Genomic DNA, 20840 nt, shown 5'->3' with positions numbered 1-20840 from the left:
ACCCCAGCAAAAGGCTGGTTTTTCGACGCGTAGGCTATGTAAGTAAAAACCTCGCACTTTGTGAGACATTGCCGATAGTTTCTATACGAGATGACAGAGTAAAAAATGACGTAACTAAAATAAATCATATAGTTAAGATAAGGCACTATTCTTAAAGTCCGAAATTGTTACCCAGGTTACTTGTACGTTTAAACCAAAGCGGTAAAGTAGCGCCCATAGCGAGGAAGCTGACAGGATAGTCGACTCAGGATGAGGGTCAGGAGCGCCAGGAGGCGAAGACACAGGATTGTCAGGGAGACAAACGTCTGGAGACGTTAGTAAAAGGAAATGGAAACAACACGGAATGTTTCAGGCTAAGGGAAAAACAGGGTGTGTTGATAGCCAACAAGGATTGTAGAGCCCGTAAGGGTTGAGAGTCAGGAAAAAAGGCGACAGATTACTCTGTCGCCTTTTTTCTTTATTTCTGCTAGATTCCGGCGCAATTATATACTGAATAAAACAGCCAAAGACGAATCATGATGAAACCAACTTCTACACCACGCGGTAAAGGTCCTGCAAAAGCGCGTCGTAAAACACGCGAAGAAATTAATCAGGAAGCTCGCGACCGTAAGCGCCAGAAAAAACACCGTGGTCATGCGGCGGGTAGCCGTGCGTCCGGTAGCGAAGGCGCATCTGGTGGCGGAAACCAAAATAAGCAAAAAGATCCTCGTATTGGCAGCAAAAACCCCATTCCATTGGGCGTGACCGAAAAAGTCACCAAACAGCACAAACCGAAGAGTGAGAAACCTATGCTTTCACCACAGGCTGAGTTGGATTTACTGGAAACGGATGAGCGCCTGGATGCGCTGCTGGAGCGTCTTGAAGCAGGAGAAACCCTGAGCGCGGAAGATCAGACCTGGGTTGATGCCAAGCTGGACCGCATCGATGAGCTGATGCAAAAGCTGGGTCTTTCTTACGATGACGAGGAAGAAGAGGAAGAGGAAGAAAAGCAGGAAGACATGATGCGTCTGCTGAAAGGCGGCAACTAACGGTTTTACACCGTGGGTCTTCCCGTCCTGCTTATAACCCTTCCGGTTATATGTTATCTGGTGTGGTTATTCGTTAAACTACAGCGGTTGTCGCGGCGACAGAAGTGGCTGCGCAACCGGCTTATCACCCGCACTGGGGTTAAGCCGGTACGCCGTACCCGCCAGAGACGCCATCGGAAGGAGTGAGCATGTCAGAGCAGTTAATAGACTGGGACCTGGCCCTGATCCAGAAATATAACTATTCCGGGCCACGATATACCTCGTACCCGACCGCGCTGGAGTTTTCTGAAGACTACGGCACAGAAGCATTTCTAAAGGCCGTGGCGCGTTATCCTGAGCGTCCGCTCTCGCTGTACGTTCACATCCCGTTCTGCCACAAACTGTGCTACTTCTGTGGCTGCAACAAGATTGTGACTCGCCAGCAGCATAAAGCAGATCAATATCTCGATGCCCTGGAACAAGAAATTATCCATCGCGCACCGCTGTTCGCCGGACGCCATGTCAGCCAGCTGCACTGGGGCGGCGGCACGCCAACGTATCTGAATAAAGCGCAAATCAGCCGTTTGATGTCACTGCTGCGTGGCAATTTCAACTTTAACGACGATGCCGAAATCTCGATCGAAGTGGATCCGCGTGAAATCGAGCTGGATGTCCTTGATCATTTACGCGCTGAAGGTTTTAACCGTTTGAGCATGGGAGTGCAGGACTTCAACAAAGAAGTCCAGCGCCTGGTGAACCGTGAGCAGGATGAGGAGTTTATCTTTGCGCTGCTGAATCATGCGCGGGAGATTGGCTTTACCTCAACGAATATCGATCTGATTTATGGCCTGCCAAAACAGACGCCAGAGAGCTTCGCCTTTACCCTGAAACGCGTGGCTGAGCTGAATCCAGACCGTCTGAGCGTCTTTAACTACGCGCACCTGCCGACGCTGTTTGCTGCCCAGCGCAAGATTAAAGATGCCGACCTGCCCAGCGCGCAGCAGAAGCTGGATATCCTGCAGGAGACCATCTCTTCACTGACCGAAACTGGCTATCAGTTCATTGGCATGGATCACTTTGCCCGCCCGGATGACGAACTGGCCATTGCTCAACGCGAGGGCGTTTTGCATCGCAATTTCCAGGGCTATACCACCCAGGGGGATACCGATCTGCTGGGGATGGGCGTATCGGCCATCAGTATGATTGGCGACAACTACGCGCAGAATCAGAAAGAGCTGAAGCACTATTACCAGCAGGTAGACGAGCAGGGGAATGCGCTGTGGCGCGGAATTGCCCTGACCCGCGACGACTGCATTCGTCGGGATGTTATTAAGCTCCTGATCTGCAATTTCCGCCTCGACTATGCCGCCGTGGAACAGCAATGGGGTCTGAACTTCGCTGACTATTTTGCCGAAGACCTGAAACTGCTGGCGCCGCTGGCGAAAGATGGGCTGGTGGATGTGGATGAGAAGGGGATTCAGGTTACGTCGAAGGGGCGTCTGCTGATTCGTAATATTTGCATGTGCTTCGATGCATATCTGCGCCAAAAAGCGCGTTTGCAGCAGTTCTCGCGCGTTATTTAGCCGGGTTGCCCGGTGGCGCTTCGCTTACCGGGCCTACGAAATCTCAATACGTAGGTCGGGTAAGCGAAGCGCCACCCGACAAACCCGCTAGCTGAACAGCCCAACCAGCGCCGCACACAGCACGGCGGCAACCGCAGTTTGTGGCGTATGGCTTTCAACCGCACCGCTCGATAGCAGATTTATCATTGATTCCAGCATGATGACTTCCCCCCGTTTGCCGGGCACGATCATACTTAACTCATCGGAACAGTAAAGCGCAAAATAGCAGCAATTTGCGCTCAATTATCAATCTTTACACAGTGACCGATCGTCACTCCATTCCGAGTTCTTTTAACTTTCGCGTCAAGGTATTACGGCCCCAACCGAGCAGCCGTGCCGCTTCCTGTTTATGCCCCTGGGTATGGCGTAGCGCGGTGGTCAACAGCGTGCGCTCCATCTCCGGTTGAGCCTCTGAAAGCAGGTTTTGATGACCGGAACGTAATGCCCGATCCGCCCACTGTGCCAACAGGGTTGCCCAGCTGTCTGGCTGCATATGGGACGGTGCGTCAGGCACGGTGGTTTCAAACAGTTCGGTCGGTAAGTCCTGAATGAGTACTTCCTGTCCGGCGGCCATTACGGTTAACCAGCGACAGGTATTCTCAAGCTGACGCACGTTTCCCGGCCATGACAGACGGGTGAGCGCCGCCTCGGTTTCAGTGTGTAATTGCTTGGCTTCTACTCCGAGTTCGCGGGCGGCCTCCTGCAGGAAATGACGCGCCAGGCGTGGGATATCTTCCCGACGTTCGCGCAGTGGCGGCAGATGCACCCGGATGACGTTCAGGCGATGGAATAAGTCCTCACGGAATTTGCCTTCCTGCACCCGCAGTTCCAGGTTCTGGTGCGTGGCGGCGATAATACGTACGTCCACCTTCACAGGCGCATAACCGCCAACGCGGTAAAACTGTCCATCGGCTAATACGCGCAATAAACGTGTCTGCACGTCCAGCGGCATATCGCCAATTTCATCGAGGAACAGCGTGCCGCCGTCTGCCTGTTCAAAGCGCCCCTGACGAATCGTATTCGCCCCGGTAAACGCCCCTTTTTCATGGCCAAACAGCTCAGACTCGATCAAATCTTTCGGAATAGCAGCCATGTTCAGCGCGATAAACGGTGCTTTGACGCGCGGACTATGACGGTGCAACGCATGGGCGACCAGCTCTTTACCGGTCCCGGACTCTCCGTTAATCAATACGCTGATTGAAGAACGGGACAGGCGACCAATAATGCGAAAGACGTCTTGCATTGCCGGTGCTTCGCCGATGATGTCGGTTGTTGGGCCGTTGATTTGAATATTACGCGGCTGCTGCTGTTCCTGATAATGGCTGATGGCGCGTTCGACCAGCGCCACGGCTTCATCAATATCAAAAGGTTTGGGCAGATAATCAAACGCCCCTTGCTGGTAGGCGCTGACGGCAGCATCCAGATCGGAGTGTGCGGTCATTATGATGACCGGAAGCATCGGATGCCGCTGTTTGATCTGTTTTAACAGCGTCAGGCCGTCCATGCCTGGCATACGGATATCCGACAGCAGTACGTCCGGCGTTTTGCTGGCCAGCGCGTCCAGTACCTCTTTACCACTCTCAAATGTAGTGCAGCTTAGTCCTGCCCCTGCGAGCGCACGTTCAAGCACCCAACGGATGGAACTATCGTCATCAACTACCCAGACTATTCCTCGTTGCATAAACGTCACCTTTATTTCCTGATAGGCAGGTAAACCGAGAACTCGGTATGACCCGGCCAACTGGTAAATTCAATTTTGCCGGAATGTTGATCAATCAAATTACGGGCGATGGATAATCCAAGGCCGGTACCGCCTTCGCGACCGCTGACCATTGGGTAGAACAGCGTGTCCTGCAAATGCGAGGGAATTCCCGGGCCGTTATCCTCAACATCAATCCGCGCCGCCAGGCGATAACGCATACCGTGCAGCGTGAGCTGAAACGCGGTGCGGGTACGCAGAATAATCTCGCCGCCTTCCGGTCCCAGCGCCTGCAAAGCATTGCGCACGATGTTCAGCAAAACCTGCTCGATCTGGTCCGGGTCGTGCAGTAATTCAGGCAGACTCGGGTCGTAATCACGAATCAGCGTGACGTTTTCCGGCAGCTCCATCGAGACCAGCGCCACCACGCGCTCCGCCACTTTGTGAATACTTTCTGTGACGTGCATTCCCGGCTGTTGCGGTCCCAGCAGACGGTCGACCAGATTACGCAGGCGGTCGGCCTGCTCAATAATTACTTTGGTATATTCGGTCAGCGCCGGGTCCGGAAGCGCTTTACTGAGTAGTTGCGCCGCGCCGCGTAATCCACCCAGCGGGTTTTTAATTTCGTGCGCCAGGCCGCGCACCAGATCGCGGGCAGCAATCTGCTGGGCGTGCTGGAGTTGTTCCTGGCTCAGACGGCGCTGGTTATCCATTGGCGCCATCTCCAGCAGGATAAGGCCATCAGGCAGCCTCTGAGCGGTCACAGAGAGGATGTGTGAGTGGCTATCTATCACCAGCGTCACTTCGTTATCCGTAAAGCCCTGGCCTGCTTCCAGGCTCTCTCGCATCAGCCCGATGTTTAAGGAGAAATAACTCAACAGATCCGGAAGTGGGGTACCAAACAGTTTGCGGGAGCTTTGGGCGAGCAGCTGTTGTGCCGCCGGGTTGGCGTAATGTACCGCCAGCTCATCGTCGACGAGTAAGATGCTGTTGATTAAAGAATTGAGGATCTGCCCAGCATCGGGCAGCGTGCCGGTTGCCATTCAGCAGTCTCCTGAAAAGTGTTGCACCAATTCAGTGCATTATAGCTTTTTACATCAAAAAAGCGCGAGGAAGCAGGTTGTTAGTGGAGAAAAAAGCCCATCCTGGGATGGGCTAAAAGTTCCACGGCAACTTAAAGACTCTATATTTTTCTTGCTACAGCCGCGTGGGTCGCAACAAGAAATCTACGGAGTATTGGTACTAATTAAACGCTGTAGTACAGCTCAAACTCTACCGGGTGCGGAGTCATACGCACCCGGTCATCTTCTTCGCGACGCAGCGTAATGTACGCATCGATCGCTTCATTGGTGAACACGCCGCCTGCAGTCAGGAACTCGCGGTCCAGATCCAGTTCTTTCAGTGCTTCTTCCAGAGAACCAGCAACCTGTGGGATCTCTTTCGCTTCTTCCGGCGGCAGGTCGTACAGGTTTTTATCCATGGCTTCGCCCGGGTGGATCTTGTTCTTAATACCGTCAAGGCCCGCCATCAGCAGTGCTGCGAAGCACAGGTACGGGTTAGCAGCCGGGTCCGGGAAACGCACTTCGATACGACGCGCTTTCGGAGAAGCCACTACCGGAATACGGATAGAAGCAGAACGGTTACGGGCAGAGTAAGCCAGCATTACCGGCGCTTCGTAGCCTGGGACCAGACGCTTGTAAGAGTTGGTGGTTGGGTTAGCCAGGGCGTTGATCGCTTTAGCGTGTTTGATTACGCCGCCGATGTAGAACAGCGCCTGCTCAGACAGACCCGCATATTTGTCGCCAGAGAACAGGTTTACGCCGTTCTTGGACAGGGACATGTGGCAGTGCATACCGGAACCGTTATCGCCAAACATAGGTTTTGGCATAAAGGTCGCGGTTTTACCGAAACGGTGAGCGACGTTGTGAACCACATATTTGTAGATCTGAATTTCGTCCGCTTTTTTGGTCATGGTGTTAAAGCGGGTCGCGATTTCGTTCTGACCTGCGGTCGCCACTTCGTGGTGATGCGCTTCAACAACCAGGCCCATTTCTTCCATGATCAGACACATGGTAGAACGGATGTCCTGAGAAGAATCTACCGGAGGAACTGGGAAGTAACCGCCTTTCACGCCAGGACGGTGACCTTTGTTACCACCTTCGTATTTGGTGGAAGAGTTCCATGCGCCTTCGATGTCATCGATAGCCACGTGGGAACCGGAAATGGACGCGCCGAAACGGATGTCGTCAAACAGGAAGAACTCTGGCTCAGGCCCGAACAGAACGGTGTCTGCGATGCCGGTAGAACGCAGATACTCTTCAGCGCGTTTAGCGATGGAGCGCGGGTCGCGGTCGTAGCCCTGCAGCGTACCTGGTTCCAGGATATCGCAACGGATGATCAGGGTGGACTCTTCATAGAACGGGTCGATGAGTGCAGTAGACGCATCTGGCATCAGAACCATGTCTGATTCGTTAATGCCTTTCCAGCCACCGATTGAGGAGCCGTCAAACATTTTGCCTTCTTCAAAGAATTCGGCATTTACCTGATGAGCAGGAATAGTGACGTGCTGTTCTTTACCTTTGGTATCAGTGAAGCGTAAATCAACAAACTTCACTTCGTGTTCGTTCAGCATCGTCAAAACGTGTTCAGCGGACATACTTACTCTCCCGGATTGGTCATGGTCGTCGTGGTAACGAAGTCTTCAATTCTGCAAAAAATTGGCCGTGTCGCCGTAAAAAATATAAAGCGAAATCTGTGCCAACTTTTAAATTGCCCCTAAAAGGCGTTATCATGCGCACTATCGTGCAAAGGGGCTGCACCATGAAGGTTGTATTGCACCATTATAGTGCTTTAATGTGAACATTAAGCACCATATTGGTGCAAAGCATGTCAGATTACCCCTTTTAACGCTCCGTGAATGTGATCACAAAGAAACTCTGCAATACTTGTTTGCGGAGGATGTTTGTGATCCTGTTTTGTACTGCGATTAATCCGTGTACAATAACGCGCTATTTCTAAAATGCCTGAGGCAAAGTTGTGATCGAAAATTTGCGTAACATCGCCATCATCGCGCACGTAGACCATGGTAAAACGACCCTGGTAGACAAGCTGCTCCAACAATCCGGTACGTTCGATGCACGTGCTGAAACCCAAGAGCGCGTGATGGACTCCAACGATTTGGAGAAAGAGCGTGGGATTACCATCCTCGCTAAAAACACCGCTATCAAATGGAATGACTACCGTATCAACATCGTTGATACCCCAGGGCACGCCGACTTCGGTGGTGAAGTTGAACGTGTAATGTCCATGGTCGACTCCGTGCTGCTGGTGGTGGATGCAATGGATGGTCCGATGCCGCAGACGCGCTTCGTGACCAAAAAAGCCTTTGCCCATGGCCTGAAGCCAATTGTTGTTATCAACAAAGTTGACCGCCCTGGCGCGCGTCCTGACTGGGTTGTTGATCAGGTATTTGACCTGTTCGTTAACCTCGACGCTACCGACGAGCAGCTGGACTTCCCGATCGTTTACGCTTCCGCGCTGAACGGTATCGCAGGTCTGGATCACGAAGATATGGCTGAAGACATGACTCCGCTGTATCAGACCATCGTTGATCGTGTTCCGGCTCCAAGCGTAGACCTTGATGGCCCGCTGCAGATGCAAATCTCTCAGCTGGACTACAACAACTACGTTGGCGTAATCGGCATCGGCCGTATCAAACGCGGTAAAGTTAAACCGAACCAGCAGATCACTATCATTGATAGCGAAGGCAAAACCCGTAACGGTAAAGTCGGTAAAGTTCTGACCCATCTGGGTCTGGAACGTATCGAGAGTGATATTGCCGAAGCGGGCGATATCATCGCGATCACCGGTCTGGGCGAACTGAACATCTCCGACACCATCTGCGACCCGCAGAACGTCGAAGCGCTGCCGGCTCTGTCCGTTGATGAACCGACCGTAACCATGTTCTTCTGCGTAAACACCTCCCCGTTCTGTGGTAAAGAAGGTAAATATGTTACCTCTCGTCAGATCCTTGACCGCCTGAACAAAGAGCTGGTGCACAACGTTGCGCTGCGCGTCGAAGAAACCGAAGATGCGGATGCGTTCCGTGTATCCGGTCGTGGTGAGCTGCACCTGTCTGTTCTGATCGAGAACATGCGTCGTGAAGGTTTCGAAATGGCGGTTTCCCGTCCGAAAGTAATCTTCCGCGAAATCGACGGCCGTAAACAAGAGCCGTTCGAAAACGTAACGCTGGACGTAGAAGAGCAGCATCAGGGTTCTGTCATGCAGGCTCTGGGTGAGCGTAAAGGCGACCTGAAAAACATGAATCCAGATGGCAAAGGCCGCGTACGTCTTGACTACGTGATCCCAAGCCGTGGTCTGATCGGCTTCCGTTCAGAATTCATGACCATGACTTCCGGTACCGGTCTGCTGTACTCCACCTTCAGCCACTACGACGATGTTCGTGCGGGTGATGTGGGTCAGCGTCAGAACGGCGTACTGATCTCCAACGGCCAGGGTAAAGCAGTTGCGTTCGCACTGTTCAGCCTGCAGGATCGCGGTAAGCTGTTCCTGGGTCACGGTGCTGAAGTTTACGAAGGCCAGATCATCGGTATTCACAGCCGCTCTAACGACCTGACAGTAAACTGCCTGACCGGTAAGAAACTGACCAACATGCGTGCGTCCGGTACTGACGAAGCAACGGTTCTGGTTCCGCCGGTTAAGATGACTCTGGAGCAGGCTCTGGAATTCATCGATGACGACGAACTGGTAGAAGTTACCCCAACCTCTATCCGTATCCGTAAGCGTCACCTGACTGAAAACGATCGTCGCCGTGCAATGCGTGGCGCGAAAGAAGAGTAATTAACGCTCTTTCTCAGGTAAGCATAAAAAAGCCGCTGATTTCAGCGGCTTTTTTTATCATCAGGAGAATTAGAAGAAATACTTTGCCCCAACACGAATCTGGTTTTGTTCGCGATGATAGGGTTCAACATTGCGATCTAACCAGCGTAATTCAAGGTAGGGTAACCAGTGTTCATTGATACGATACTTAAAGGTATTGGTAATTTCCCAGTGATGATCTTTTCCATTGCTGCTATTGAAGTCATTGACTCGTATAAAATAGTGCGGTTCAAAGGTATAGGAAAATTTATCGGTAATGGTAAAGTTCCAGTAGTTGCCTATTTCATAGGTATCATTATTATCCAGCTCACCGTTTAGGTCGGTTGAACTGTAGTTATTATGGTTATATCGATTACGCACGGTAAGATTAAACCACGGTGTAAATTTATAGTTAACATCCAGATAAACAGCACCGCCTGAGCCAATACTCTTATCGTTTATTAACCCTCCAGGCTGGATTGTTAATTTATCTGTTGGTTTAAATAACGGGTACCAACCCTCTATTTCGTTATAGCCGTGTTTTAACTCATCCTTGCGTTGCATAGTGTAGGTATTCGTGAGCATGATACCTGCGCCCATATCGGAGTTATAGCCAACGCGCAGCATGACTTCCATTTGATCGGATGCCAGGTTATATGCTTCGCGGTTTTCTACATAAGCTCCAGCGAAAGCAGAGGTTGATACCACAGAGGTTAAGAGAATTATTGTCGTTAATTTTTTCATGATAAATCCATTTTTTACGCGTAGGGAGGCCGCCATCCATTGGGATGGAATAGGCGGCAATTATTTTTATACGTTTACAGCAGAGGTGTTCTTTTTATTAGTAATAGAGTCCGGTTGAATGTTGTTTTTCTTCCGTTGGCTGATTTCCTCAATAATAAAAGCAAAACGAGTTTCGTTGAGCTTATAAAAGAAGCCCATCGTGAGTGCTGCAATAATTGCAAGTCCGCAAGGCCAGAGGAAAATAAGCTGACGCAAACCGAGCAGTGTGGCATCGCTCTGGACTATATTGGGGATATAACCGATTTGCGTCAGCATGATGCCCGGTAGAAAGCCTGCGAGCGCAGCAGAAATTTTGCGAGAAAAGGTATAACCCGTATACACCGAACCTTCTGCACGGATCCCCGTTTTCCATTCGCCATAATCGACCGTATCCGGAACCAGTGCCCAGTTTAGACTGTTAACAAAAGCGGTTCCGAAGAAGGCCATGCAAGAGAACGTGACGAATAAAAATGACGTACTGCCCCAGAAAAAGTTCAGCACATCACCGATAGCCCATAGCGCCAGGCCACCGAGGTAAACCTGCTTTTTACCGAAGCGTTTTACAGCCGCGGGAACCAGCAGTACCCCAACCAGAATGCATCCCATGCTGAAGAAACCCATCCACGACAGCAGATGAATATCGTTGAGCACGTACTGGGTGTAATACACCTGGATCGCCAGCTTGATGTTGAATGCCGCCAACGTGCACAGATTGGCGACACACAGCACCAGCAGTGGAGGGTTACGGAAAATGGCGCAGAACGACTTGAGAATGCTGGGCTTATGGTGATCCGGCACGATTTCGATATAGCGTTCCTTCACACCGCTAAAGCACCACCACATACTGAACAGTCCGCAGACGGAGAAGATCAGTGCGGCAATCAGATAACCCAGCGAAGGTGAACTAACAAATAGCGCCTGAATAGGCATAAAGCCAACAGTACACAGTAACAGGCCTACGGTAGCGCCGCCCTGACGCCAGGCGGCGAGCTGAGCTCGTTCATGCGGGTTTTTCGTGATCGCGGGCACCATCGCGCCGTAGGAGCAGTTCATCAGGCTATAGAACAGCCCGAACAGCATAAACAACACTGTCGCCAGTCCGGTTTTCACCGTTAGCGTAAAATCTGTCGCTAAAAACTGCGCGCTGGCAACGACAGCAACAGGAAATGATGCATACAAAATAAAGGGCCTGAATTTCCCTTTTGCGCCAATATTACGCCTTGAGTCCAGCAACACACCGGTCAACATATCAGTGAAAGCGGTGAAGAACTTCGCCACCAAAAAGATAATCCCACCGTAATACGCCGGCATCCCTAGTTCATCGGTATAAAATTTAAGCAGATACAGCGTGCCGATACACAGCATCAAATTTGAGCCGAAGTCACCCACTCCGTAGGCGAATTTTTCACGCAGGCTCAGTTTTAGCGTTAGCGGATCATGAAAAGACATAATCGCTCCTCAATAGCGCCCCGTAGAGCGCTATTCATTATTATTATCAAACGGGTTGTTTACGCGCTTCTATCTCTTCAACGATGCGGACATACATCTTCTCGTTAAGGTTGTAGAAACAGCCCATAGCTACAATGGTGATCACCGCCAAGGCGCAGGGATAAATAAAGATCAACTGACGCAATCCTTCGACCGTACTTGCAGATTGCACCACATTGGGGACGTAGCCGATTTGCGTCAGCATCCATCCCGGGAAGAATCCTGCCAGCGCTTGTGACACTTTACGGAAGAAGGTGAATCCGGTGTAGACAGTCCCTTCCGATCGCACACCGGTGCGCCACTCGCCGTACTCCACCGTGTCCGATACCAGCGCCCAGTTCAGGCTGTTGACGAATGCTGAGCCGAAGAACGCCAGACAAGAGAACGCGACAAAGCTGACGGAGCCGCCGCCAAAGAAGTAGTTAAGCAGATCGCCCGCCACCCAAATCAGCAAACCGCCGATGTAGACTTTTTTCTTGCCGAAACGTCTGACCATGCCAGGCATCAAGAAGACGCCGATGAAGATACAGCCCATGCTAAAAAAGCCCATCCAGGAAAGGAGGATCGGGTCATTAAGAACGTACTGGGTGTAGTAGACCTGAATCGCCAGCTTGACGTTAAACGCGCCAAGCGTGCAAAGGTTGGCAATGCACAGAATAAACAGCGGGCGGTTACCGGCGATGGCGCGAAAGGATTGCAGCAATCCCGGTTTTTGCGCGGCATCAACGGGTTTCACTTCCACGTAGCGTTCTTTTACCCCGGCATAGCAGAGCCACATAAACAGCAGGCCAAACAGAGAAAACAACGTGGCGGCGAAGATATAACCCAGCTGCGAGTTGCCTTCGATCAGATTCATTACGGGAACAAAACCGACGGTACACAGCAACAGACCAAGGGTTGCGCCACCTTGCCGCCAGGCGGCAAGCGACGCGCGTTCGTCAGGATTTTTCGTAATCGCGGGAACCATCGCACCATAGGAGCAGTTCATCATGCTGAAAAACAATCCGTACAGCATAAACAGCACCGTTGCCATGACCGTTTTACCGGTTACTTCAAACGGTGTACCGACAAAGTTTGCAATCGCCAGCAAGGTAACCGGAAATGCGGCATAAAGAACGAACGGACGGAATTTTCCCTTCGGGCCGATTTTGCGGCGGGAATCAAGCATAATCCCGGTGCCCATATCGGTAAACGCGGTAAAAAACTTGGCGATGAGGAAAATGATACCGCCATAAGTTCCAGGTAAACCAAGGACATCGGTATAAAACTTGAGTAAATAGAGCGTACCAATATCCAGCAGGATATTGGAGCCTAAATCACCCATCCCATAGGCGAGTTTTTCTTTGAACGGCAAGCGTAGGGTTGCCGGATTAGAGGAAGTCTGACTCATTATTATTCTCCATGTGCCCGCGAGTTTCCCCACGGGCGAGCCGCATTAGATGTTGCGTAAAGTGGCAAACAGTGACGCCCATTCACTCTTCGCGCGATAAAACACCGGAGGCTTGCCAATAGGCGCATCCACGGTAATTTCACCGCCCTGGTAAGTTTCCCCGGTCCAGATGTTGACCCAGCTATCCTCCGGCAGATACAGAGTCCAGTTTTGCTGGCCTTGTTCGTGAACCGGCGCAACCAGCACATCCTGTCCCAGCAGGTACTGATATTTCAGGGTGTAGGTCCGCGCATCGTCTTCGTAATGTAGGAATAGCGGGCGCATCACCGGCAGACCGGTAGCGCTGTTTTGCGCGACCGCCTGTTTCAGATACGGTTTAAGGGTGGTAAAGACGGTGGTCATACGAGCAAAGTGAGCGATGGTTTCAGCATCACCATCAAACTGCCAGTTATCGCCAGGGCGGTTACCTTCGTGGGTGCGCATCATCGGCGTGAAGGCGCTAAAGTCACACCAGCGCAGCAGCAGCTCTTTGCTGCGTTTCATTTCAAATAGGGTGGTGTAGCCGCCGATATCGCTGTGGTGCAGACCATGGCCGCTCATCGCCAGTGACAGCGCAGCAGGCACGACCGAGGCCAGACCGTCGTCAAGGCTCCAGTCAACGTTCTGATCGCCTGCCCACATCATGGTGGAGTATTTCTGGCTGCCGGTGTAACCCGCACGCATAAAGAACAGGATCTCGCCGAGCTTGCCAGTCTCCTGTAACGCTTCGTAGTTACATTTCGCCCACAGCGCAGGCCAGGCGTTATGCATAATTTCAGCGCTAATGCCATTGTGCAGGTAAGTGTCGGTTGGCAGGTATTCGCCAAAGTCGGCCATCCAACCGCCGCATCCCAGCTCAATCATGTTCTTTTTGATGACTTCTTTGAACCAGGCGTAGGCTTCAGGGTTGGTCAGGTCCACCACGCCGCCGTAAAACTCGCCAAACTCAACCAGATAGTCAGCGCCAGAGGCATCTTTCGCCAGATAACCGTGCGCAGCCGCTTCGGCGCAGAGATCTTTATCGCTGGCGACGTACGGGTTGATGTAGGAGAGGAATTGCACGCCTTCTTCTTTCCACTGCTTAATACGGCTATCCAACTGAGGATAGTTGTCGCTGTTCCACTTCCAGTTCCACATCACGCGTTTGCCAAAGGAGGTCATGCGGATCCCGGACCAGTCCTGCGCCCAGATGCCGTTTACTTTCACGCCTGCGTTACGCATGGTGTCCAGTTTGTTCTGGCAAACCTCAGTACCGCCTTGAATACCGAGCGTGACGCCATCGTAGATCCAGTCCGGCAGCTCCGGCTGGCGTCCTAACAGCGCGGTCAGTTTTTCCAGTAAAGAGATGTAGGTGTCAGCGCATTCAAATCGTAGGGTGGTTTTGTCCTCCCACAATGCCAGTTCGTGATACTCCGGCGCGCTGAAGTCGAAATTCATATAGCAGCTGTTATCAACGTGGCAGTAGTACTTCTGCGTGCTGACGAAGGTCGGCTGCGGGAAAAAGGTCCAGTAGTAGTCACCACCAGCATTTTCTTTGCAGTCTGCCTGCCAGGTGACATAGCTATTTTTGTTACGGCCCACGCCCTGTTCGCTGGTCCACAGTGGGAACGGTTTACCGCGTAAGTCGAAATAAGAGAACTGTTCACCGCAGCCGTAAATATGATCGTCCGGGTTGGCAGCCAGACGCAGCCAGATGCGGTTATGGCTGAGATCATCGTTGTGCAGATCCAGCTTCAGGCGACCCTGTTCATCGGTGGAGATGTGCAGCGTGGCGTTGATGGTGTTACCGCGACTGAAATGCACCTGCCAGCCGTCAGGCGACTCGTTGACCGTGGCGTCGGTCAGGGCAATCTTCTCATTGAGTTTGTCTTTAATGCTGAAGTTGCCGCGGAACATATCAATATCGGCAACGCCAGCGCCGATCCACAGGCAGGGGGTTTCTGTGCTGTGACGTAAAATCAGGCGCTGGTGGTATGTCAGCGTAAAGCCATTCTGTAACGTCGTTAGTTCTAAAGCGGTTGACCGTTGTTGTAGCGAATTCATGTTCGTCTCCGTAGGTGTAGGGCCATTCGGTAATTTTTGTTTTGGGATAGGGTTATTCGGCACCGATTAAAAAATGCATCCGATGCATCTCGCCGGGTGCCAGAGAGATAAGACTGATGCCTGAATTAAAGGCATCTGGCGGGCAGGTCATGGGTTCTACGGCAAGCCCCAGACGGTGTAATTTCTCGCCGCTGTAAATCTGTAGCCACGGCTGGTCGCAACGTAAGTACGTCGTCATATTTTTCGTTGCACTGAACATGCTGACTTCCCATTCACGCCCGGACACAGGGGTTTTAAAGGTGTGATCGATCTGCGTTGCAGCGACAGGGCGCGGCGTGGTGAAATTCAGCGCGGTATTCTCAACGCGATGCGTTTCCAGGGTATCAATGTCAAAGACCTCATCTGTCGGAAGAGTGAGTGTACAGCTATCTATCTTCTCAAGATCACAGGTCAAATAGGGATGAGCGCCAGAACCATAAGGCGCTGATTCATCACCAATATTCAGCGTAGTAATAAAAATGTGCAGACCGCTTATTGCATCAAGGCGATATGTTGTTTCAACCAGTAACGAAAAGGGATAACCATAAGAGGGCGGCAGAAAAATCATCAGCGACACTTCCGATGCCGACTGCTGGTTAATCTGCCAGTCTCGCCAGGCCAACAGCCCATGAATGGCGGTATGCGAAACAGGGTCGTTAATGGCAAGCTGGAAGGTCTTGCCGTTATGTTGATAGCAGCCGTCTGCAACGCGGTTTGGCCATGGGACTAACACTTTTCCTAAATGCGCCTGCGGCATCTCTTCCGGCTTATGTGGAATAACGATGTGACGCCCACGATGCATCAATTCTGCCAGCCCAGCGCCAACCGTGACGATTTTCGCCTGGTAGTGTCCGGCCTGAAGATGAATGGTTTTTCCACCACTATGCATGGCTGCTATCCTTGTGACTTATTTGGCGTTGATATCCAGAAGACCGGCAGCAACCGCCGGAGCAAGGCCCGGAGCCAGCGGTAGACGCGGGATTACCAGGCAGTGCAGCAGGTGATAAATGTCCTGCTTACCGTCCCAGACTTTGGTGGTCACTTTGTTATCGGTGTCCAACTCCTGCCACCATGAACCGGTCTCGTAGTCCATCAGATAGGTGATGCAGTAATCCCACCACTTCTGGTACCAGGCTTCGTACTGGCTGTCGCCGGTGAGGGTATACAAGGCATAGGCGGTACCCATGGCTTCGACTATCGGCCAACGCACTCTTTCGCGAACGATTGGTTTACCGTCCCAGTCCACCGAATAGACAAAACCATCCGCACCGTCCGGTGCCCAGGCATCACGGATGGTGGCGTGGAACAAGCCTTTGGCATCTTCCAGCAGCCAGGCGGGAGGCGTTTCGAAGCGGGCTTCCAACGCGGCATGCAGATGCAGCATCAGACGGCCCCATTCGATCCAGTGGCCCGGCGTGCCGCCGTATGCGCGGAAACGGTGAGCAGGGTTATCCTTGTTGTAATCACGAATTGGGTTCCACTGTGAATCGAAGTGCTCGTTGACGCGATACTCCCCGCTGCGGGCCACGTCGTGAATAATCACCGAAGCAATTCGCAGTGCGCGATCGAGCCATTTACGGTCATGGGTAACGTCATAAACGATCAGGAAAGCCTCGACCGCGTGCATGTTGGCGTTACCGCCACGGTAATCTTCCGTCTGGCTGAAGGCTTCGTCCCAGGACTCCAGGCACATCTGCTCGTCTTCGCTCCAGAAGTACTTTTCAATCACCTCGATGGCATCATCCAACAATTGTCTGGCCTGTGGATGACCGGTAGTGACCGCGCTTGCCGCGCCGAGCAAGACGAAGAAATGCTGATAACCCTGCTTGGAGGCGTCCATCACGCCTTCGTCATTTACGCAGGCGTACCAACCGCCGTAGCGTGTGTCGCGTAGCGCACCGTTCAGCGCTTTAATGCCGTGATCGACGAGTTGGTATGCGCCAGGCCTACCCATTGACGCGGCAACGGAGTAGACGTGCAGCATGCGGGCGGTGATCCACAGATGTGTCCCCATATCTGCTCTGACCTGACCACTGTTTCCCAGCCAGCCAAATCCGGTAGGTACCGCAGCGTTCTTACCAAAGTTAAAGATGCGGTCTGTTTCCTGCTCCAGCCAGCGGTTGTGGCTTAGGGTGTTAAACCATTTCATTCTGAGATCCTCTTAGCGCCGGGCCATCATTTCATCGACGATATCGCCCAGACGCTGCAACTTAGGTGCGGAAACATCACGCAGCATCAGTTCGGTATCCGGCAGGCCAACCACGGATGACCAGACCGCACGTCCGGCCAGGAAGCCGGATGCGCCAGCGGTCATTGCTACGCTGACCGCGCGTGGGAACAGTTTTTCATCCACACCGGAGGAGAGAATGACCCACGGCATGTTGATGTTTTCATTCAGGCGCTGAGAGGCGCTAAGCAGCTCTTGTTGGGTTCCTTTGCCGTACAGAGGCATTTCGACCTTGTAGAGATCGGCACCGCTATCACCCAGTTCTTTCGCGGCATCGATAATGGCTTGTTCACGATCGAACTTATCGCCACGACGTGGTGGGCGAACAACCGGCTCGATGATGCTCAGCAGGCCATTGGAATGGCACAGTTCATTGAATTCTCCCACCATATCAAGACGTTGTTGGGCATCTTCATCGCTACGCCACAGCACCAGCAGTTTGAGGGCCTTGGCACCATCTTGCTTCACAGTCTGCGGGTTGATTTTTTTATCAATCACCACGCTATCGACCGGAATACCGTTACCCGGAATGAACTCATCAGCGGCCACAATCATGGCGCAGCTTTTGGCGACCGCGTTTTGCTCTACAACCTGGCGGTAGCAGAACTGCTGATCGACCAGAATGGCGGAGGCATAGGGGGAAAGGATCTTCGCCGCATTGACTTTGAAATCAGTCAGCACGCTGTCATTGACCGGGGATTTTGCACCCGCGGCGGCAAACATTAAGCGCATGGCTTCGCGCTGATCGACCGCCAGCATGGCAAACCCGCCGGAAGCTCGGGTGATATCTTTCAGGGTGTACTTGGTCATTGTTCAGTCCTTTTACTTATCAAAGTTGGGAATTCAGTCCGGCAGATGCCCGAACCTGCTCGAGTATTGCGGTCCAGTCTTCCCGGCCACGGCCAGCGGCGCGTGCCTGGTTATAGACTTCGCGGGAAGCGGCGCCGAGCGGCATCGGCACGTGCAATTGGTTGGCAACGTCCAGGGCGATGCCAAGATCCTTGTGAGCTAAATCGATCATGAAAGCCGGGGAAAGATCGCCTTTCAGCACTTTGTTCGGCCAGGAGGTAGTAAAGTGGCCTTTTCCGGCGGGGGTGCCGCTCATGACTTGCAAAGCCACATCGAAGGAGAGACCAAGTGCCTCGCACAACACGGCGGCTTCGGCAGAGAGGGCGTTTAGCGCGATACTCATGTAGTTGTTGATGAGCTTCACGCGGATCCCCATGCCGGGACCACCTGCATTGATCAATTCATTACCCATCGCCATCAGAACCGGTGTGGCGCGTTCTACCTGCTGTGCCGTTCCACCTGCCAGCAGCAACAGCGTTCCCGCTATGGCGTGATCGGAGGTGCGTCCAACCGGGCAATCCATCATATCGAAGCCTTGGGCACGCATATCGGCGATGAGTTTATCGGTTTGCAGTGGGTGAATAGTCGACATATCAATTACTAACGCCTGCTGGGAGAGGCTTTCGCAAATACCCTGCTCGCCGAACAATACGCTGCGCACCAGATCGCCGTTTGGCAGCATGGTGATGACAAATTCTGCACCTTTTGCTGCCTGAGCCGGGCTACTGGCAGGCTGTGCTCCTTTTTCCACCAGGCGCTGAACGGCATCCGGGTTAACGTCAAAGACGCTGAGTTGATGACCCTGCTTCAGCAAGTTGCTCGCCATGGGTGAACCCATCTGACCTAATCCGATAAATGCTATAACTGCCATAACGTTCTCCTGAGACGTGGATGTCATTTTTTGTCATTTAAGGTCGTTTGTTTCTGTCTGTTTTTGATCGTATTTGTAATTTATGGTCAAAAAATTGACAGCCGTCACTTTTTAAACATTTTGTGAAATTAAAATGATCCCATCTTGAAACGCCTAAGGAACGACCATGATTCGTATTGCTTGTGTAGGTATTGCCGTGATGGATCGCATCTATTACGTGGAAGGTTTACCGACTGAAGGAGGTAAGTATGTGGCGAAGCGTTATACGGAAGTGGGCGGCGGGCCTGCTGCAACGGCCGCAGTGGCTGCAGCGAAGCTGGGCGCGCAGGTGGACTTTATTGGCCGTGTGGGCGATGACGACACCGGAAATAGCTTGCTGGCGGAGCTGGAGTCCCTGGGGGTAAATACCCGCTATTCCCGGCGCTACGCGGGGGCGAAGTCTTCACAATCGGCAATTATGGTTGATGCGCAAGGGGAACGGATTATCGTTAACTATCCCAGCCCGGATTTACTGCATGATGCTGACTGGCTCAATGAGATCGATTTTACCCAGTGGGATGTGGTGTTGGCGGATGTTCGCTGGCACGAAGGGGCCAGGCAGGCGTTCACATTGGCACGTCGGGCGGGAGTGATGACGGTACTGGATGGTGACGTAACGCCACAAGATATCCGCGAGTTGGTGGCATTAAGCGATCATGCTGCGTTTTCTGAACCCGGTCTGGCGCGTTTAACCGGGATAAACGATCCTGAAGCCGGACTGAAACAAGCACAAACGCTCACAAATGGTCACGTGTATGTAACGCGGGGCAGTGCAGGCTGCGACTGGATAAAAAATAATACGTTGCAGCATCAATCTGGATTTAAAGTCGACGTTGTTGACACAACGGGGGCGGGGGATGTTTTCCACGGTGCGCTCGCGTTTAGCCTGGCCGGCGGCGACCTCCCGGAAGAGGCCGTCAGGTTCGCCAGCGGAGTTGCTGCGCTAAAATGTACGCGTCCGGGAGGAAGGGCCGGAATCCCTGACTGTGATCAAACCCGATCTTTTCTGTCACTTTTTGTATAAAATGCCAGGGCAATGGTTTTTCGAGGAAATTTCATGAGTCTTACCGAACTGACCGGTAACCCGCGACACGATCAACTGCTTATGCTGATTAGCGAGCGCGGTTATATGAATATCGACGAGCTGGCCAGCCTGCTGGACGTGTCCACGCAGACCGTGCGTCGTGATATTCGTAAACTCAGCGAGCAGGGATTAATTACGCGTCATCATGGTGGCGCGGGCAGAGCCTCCAGCGTGGTGAATACGGCGTTTGAGCAGCGTGAAGTCTCCTGGACGGAGGAGAAAAAAGCCATCGCGGAAGCGGTGGCGGACTACATTCCCGATGGGTCAACGGTGTTTATTACCATTGGCACCACCGTTGAGCAGGTGGCCCGCTCGCTGTTAAACCATAATCATTTGCGCATTATCACCAACAGTCTGCGTGTGGCGCACATTCTTTATAACAATCCACGTTTTGAAGTCATGGTGCCGGGGGGAACGTTACGCCCGCACAACAGTGGCATCATTGGTCCTTCTGCCTCGGCATTTGTCGCTGATTTTCGGGCCGACTACCTGGTAACCAGCGTTGGCGCGATCGAAAGTGATGGCGCGCTGCTGGAGTTTGATGTCAATGAAGCCAGCGTAGTGAAAACGATGATGTCGCACTCAAGACACATTCTGCTGGCAGCGGATCATACGAAATATACGGCTTCTGCCGCGGTAGAAATTGGTAACGTCTCTCAGGTGACCGCGCTGTTTACCGATGAATACCCAGGTCCCGCATTGCATAATTTACTCCAGTCACAACAGGTTGAAATTGTGCAGGTGAGTCCTTCACAAGATGATGCTTTGGCCGTGTAATTCCT

17 protein-coding genes and 1 pseudogene are annotated in these 20840 nt (G+C 52.4%); 6 read left to right on the top strand and 12 right to left on the bottom strand.

The window, feature by feature from the left end:
* The first annotated feature begins 164 nt into the window (after nt 1-164).
* The 3 genes and pseudogenes from HV311_RS24345 to hemN all read left to right on the top strand — a co-directional run bounded on the left by HV311_RS24345 (nt 165) and on the right by hemN (nt 2590).
* Nucleotides 165-413 (top strand): annotated as a pseudogene (locus tag HV311_RS24345) (hypothetical protein).
* Between the two features lie 105 nt (nt 414-518).
* A complete protein-coding gene (yihI, locus tag HV311_RS24340) occupies nt 519-1028 on the top strand; it encodes a Der GTPase-activating protein YihI (RefSeq protein ID WP_019077947.1) in 510 nt (169 codons plus the stop codon).
* Nucleotides 1029-1216: 188 nt separating this feature from the next.
* Nucleotides 1217-2590 carry an oxygen-independent coproporphyrinogen III oxidase gene (hemN, locus tag HV311_RS24335; RefSeq protein WP_080861134.1) on the top strand — a complete coding sequence of 458 codons (1374 nt, stop codon included), beginning with the start codon at nt 1217-1219 and terminating at the stop codon, nt 2588-2590.
* 87 nt (nt 2591-2677) lie between these two features.
* On the opposite strand, the gene HV311_RS24330 is transcribed toward hemN, so the two are convergent.
* The 4 genes from HV311_RS24330 to glnA form a co-directional block, all read right to left on the bottom strand.
* Nucleotides 2678-2788 (bottom strand): YshB family small membrane protein, encoded by a 111-nt coding sequence (locus HV311_RS24330; RefSeq protein WP_003028631.1) that lies wholly within the window; start codon nt 2786-2788, stop codon nt 2678-2680.
* 112 nt (nt 2789-2900) lie between these two features.
* Nucleotides 2901-4310, bottom strand: coding sequence for a nitrogen regulation protein NR(I) (gene glnG / locus HV311_RS24325; protein ID WP_047357802.1), 1410 nt, complete (start codon nt 4308-4310; stop codon nt 2901-2903).
* A gap of 11 nt (nt 4311-4321) precedes the next feature.
* A complete protein-coding gene (gene glnL, locus HV311_RS24320) occupies nt 4322-5371 on the bottom strand; it encodes a nitrogen regulation protein NR(II) (RefSeq protein ID WP_016155163.1) in 1050 nt (349 codons plus the stop codon).
* Between the two features lie 203 nt (nt 5372-5574).
* Entirely contained in the window at nt 5575-6984 is a 1410-nt protein-coding gene (gene glnA / locus HV311_RS24315) for a glutamate--ammonia ligase (RefSeq protein WP_003028638.1), read from the bottom strand.
* Between the two features lie 380 nt (nt 6985-7364).
* On the opposite strand from glnA, the gene typA reads away from it, so the two are divergent.
* Nucleotides 7365-9188 (top strand): ribosome-dependent GTPase TypA, encoded by a 1824-nt coding sequence (gene typA, locus HV311_RS24310; RefSeq protein ID WP_008786988.1) that lies wholly within the window; start codon nt 7365-7367, stop codon nt 9186-9188.
* Between the two features lie 69 nt (nt 9189-9257).
* Here the strand turns inward: typA and ompL are convergent, their stop codons facing one another.
* The 8 genes from ompL to yihU form a co-directional block, all read right to left on the bottom strand.
* Nucleotides 9258-9950, bottom strand: coding sequence for a porin OmpL (gene ompL / locus HV311_RS24305; RefSeq protein WP_191220556.1), 693 nt, complete (start codon nt 9948-9950; stop codon nt 9258-9260).
* A gap of 66 nt (nt 9951-10016) precedes the next feature.
* Nucleotides 10017-11438, bottom strand: a complete 1422-nt coding sequence (locus tag HV311_RS24300) for an MFS transporter (RefSeq protein WP_169330468.1) — start codon at nt 11436-11438, stop codon at nt 10017-10019.
* A gap of 46 nt (nt 11439-11484) precedes the next feature.
* The gene (locus HV311_RS24295; RefSeq protein ID WP_016155166.1) at nt 11485-12867 is read right to left on the bottom strand and encodes an MFS transporter; all 1383 of its coding nucleotides are present in this window, start codon (nt 12865-12867) and stop codon (nt 11485-11487) included.
* Nucleotides 12868-12912: 45 nt separating this feature from the next.
* A complete protein-coding gene (locus tag HV311_RS24290) occupies nt 12913-14949 on the bottom strand; it encodes an alpha-glucosidase (RefSeq protein ID WP_191220555.1) in 2037 nt (678 codons plus the stop codon).
* Nucleotides 14950-15001: 52 nt separating this feature from the next.
* Nucleotides 15002-15877 carry an aldose-1-epimerase gene (locus HV311_RS24285; protein ID WP_191220554.1) on the bottom strand — a complete coding sequence of 292 codons (876 nt, stop codon included), beginning with the start codon at nt 15875-15877 and terminating at the stop codon, nt 15002-15004.
* Between the two features lie 18 nt (nt 15878-15895).
* Nucleotides 15896-17137 carry a sulfoquinovose isomerase gene (gene yihS / locus HV311_RS24280; RefSeq protein ID WP_016155169.1) on the bottom strand — a complete coding sequence of 414 codons (1242 nt, stop codon included), beginning with the start codon at nt 17135-17137 and terminating at the stop codon, nt 15896-15898.
* A 12-nt stretch (nt 17138-17149) separates the two neighbouring features.
* On the bottom strand, nt 17150-18025 hold the full coding sequence (gene yihT, locus HV311_RS24275; RefSeq protein WP_049282318.1) for a sulfofructosephosphate aldolase: 876 nt from the start codon (nt 18023-18025) through the stop codon (nt 17150-17152).
* Between the two features lie 19 nt (nt 18026-18044).
* On the bottom strand, nt 18045-18935 hold the full coding sequence (gene yihU / locus HV311_RS24270) for a sulfolactaldehyde 3-reductase (RefSeq protein ID WP_103928801.1): 891 nt from the start codon (nt 18933-18935) through the stop codon (nt 18045-18047).
* A 166-nt stretch (nt 18936-19101) separates the two neighbouring features.
* Between yihU and HV311_RS24265 the strand changes: the two genes are divergently transcribed.
* Both HV311_RS24265 and HV311_RS24260 read left to right on the top strand, forming a co-directional pair.
* On the top strand, nt 19102-19998 hold the full coding sequence (locus tag HV311_RS24265) for a sugar kinase (RefSeq protein ID WP_104651901.1): 897 nt from the start codon (nt 19102-19104) through the stop codon (nt 19996-19998).
* A gap of 33 nt (nt 19999-20031) precedes the next feature.
* Complete coding sequence (locus HV311_RS24260) at nt 20032-20835, top strand: DeoR/GlpR family DNA-binding transcription regulator (protein ID WP_016155173.1); 804 nt, start codon at nt 20032-20034, stop codon at nt 20833-20835.
* Nucleotides 20836-20840: the final 5 nt, after the last annotated feature.

The sequence above is a fragment of the Citrobacter sp. RHBSTW-00881 genome (assembly GCF_013728515.1).
Taxonomy (GTDB): domain Bacteria; phylum Pseudomonadota; class Gammaproteobacteria; order Enterobacterales; family Enterobacteriaceae; genus Citrobacter; species Citrobacter braakii.
This window is presented reverse-complemented; position numbering and strand designations above follow the sequence as displayed.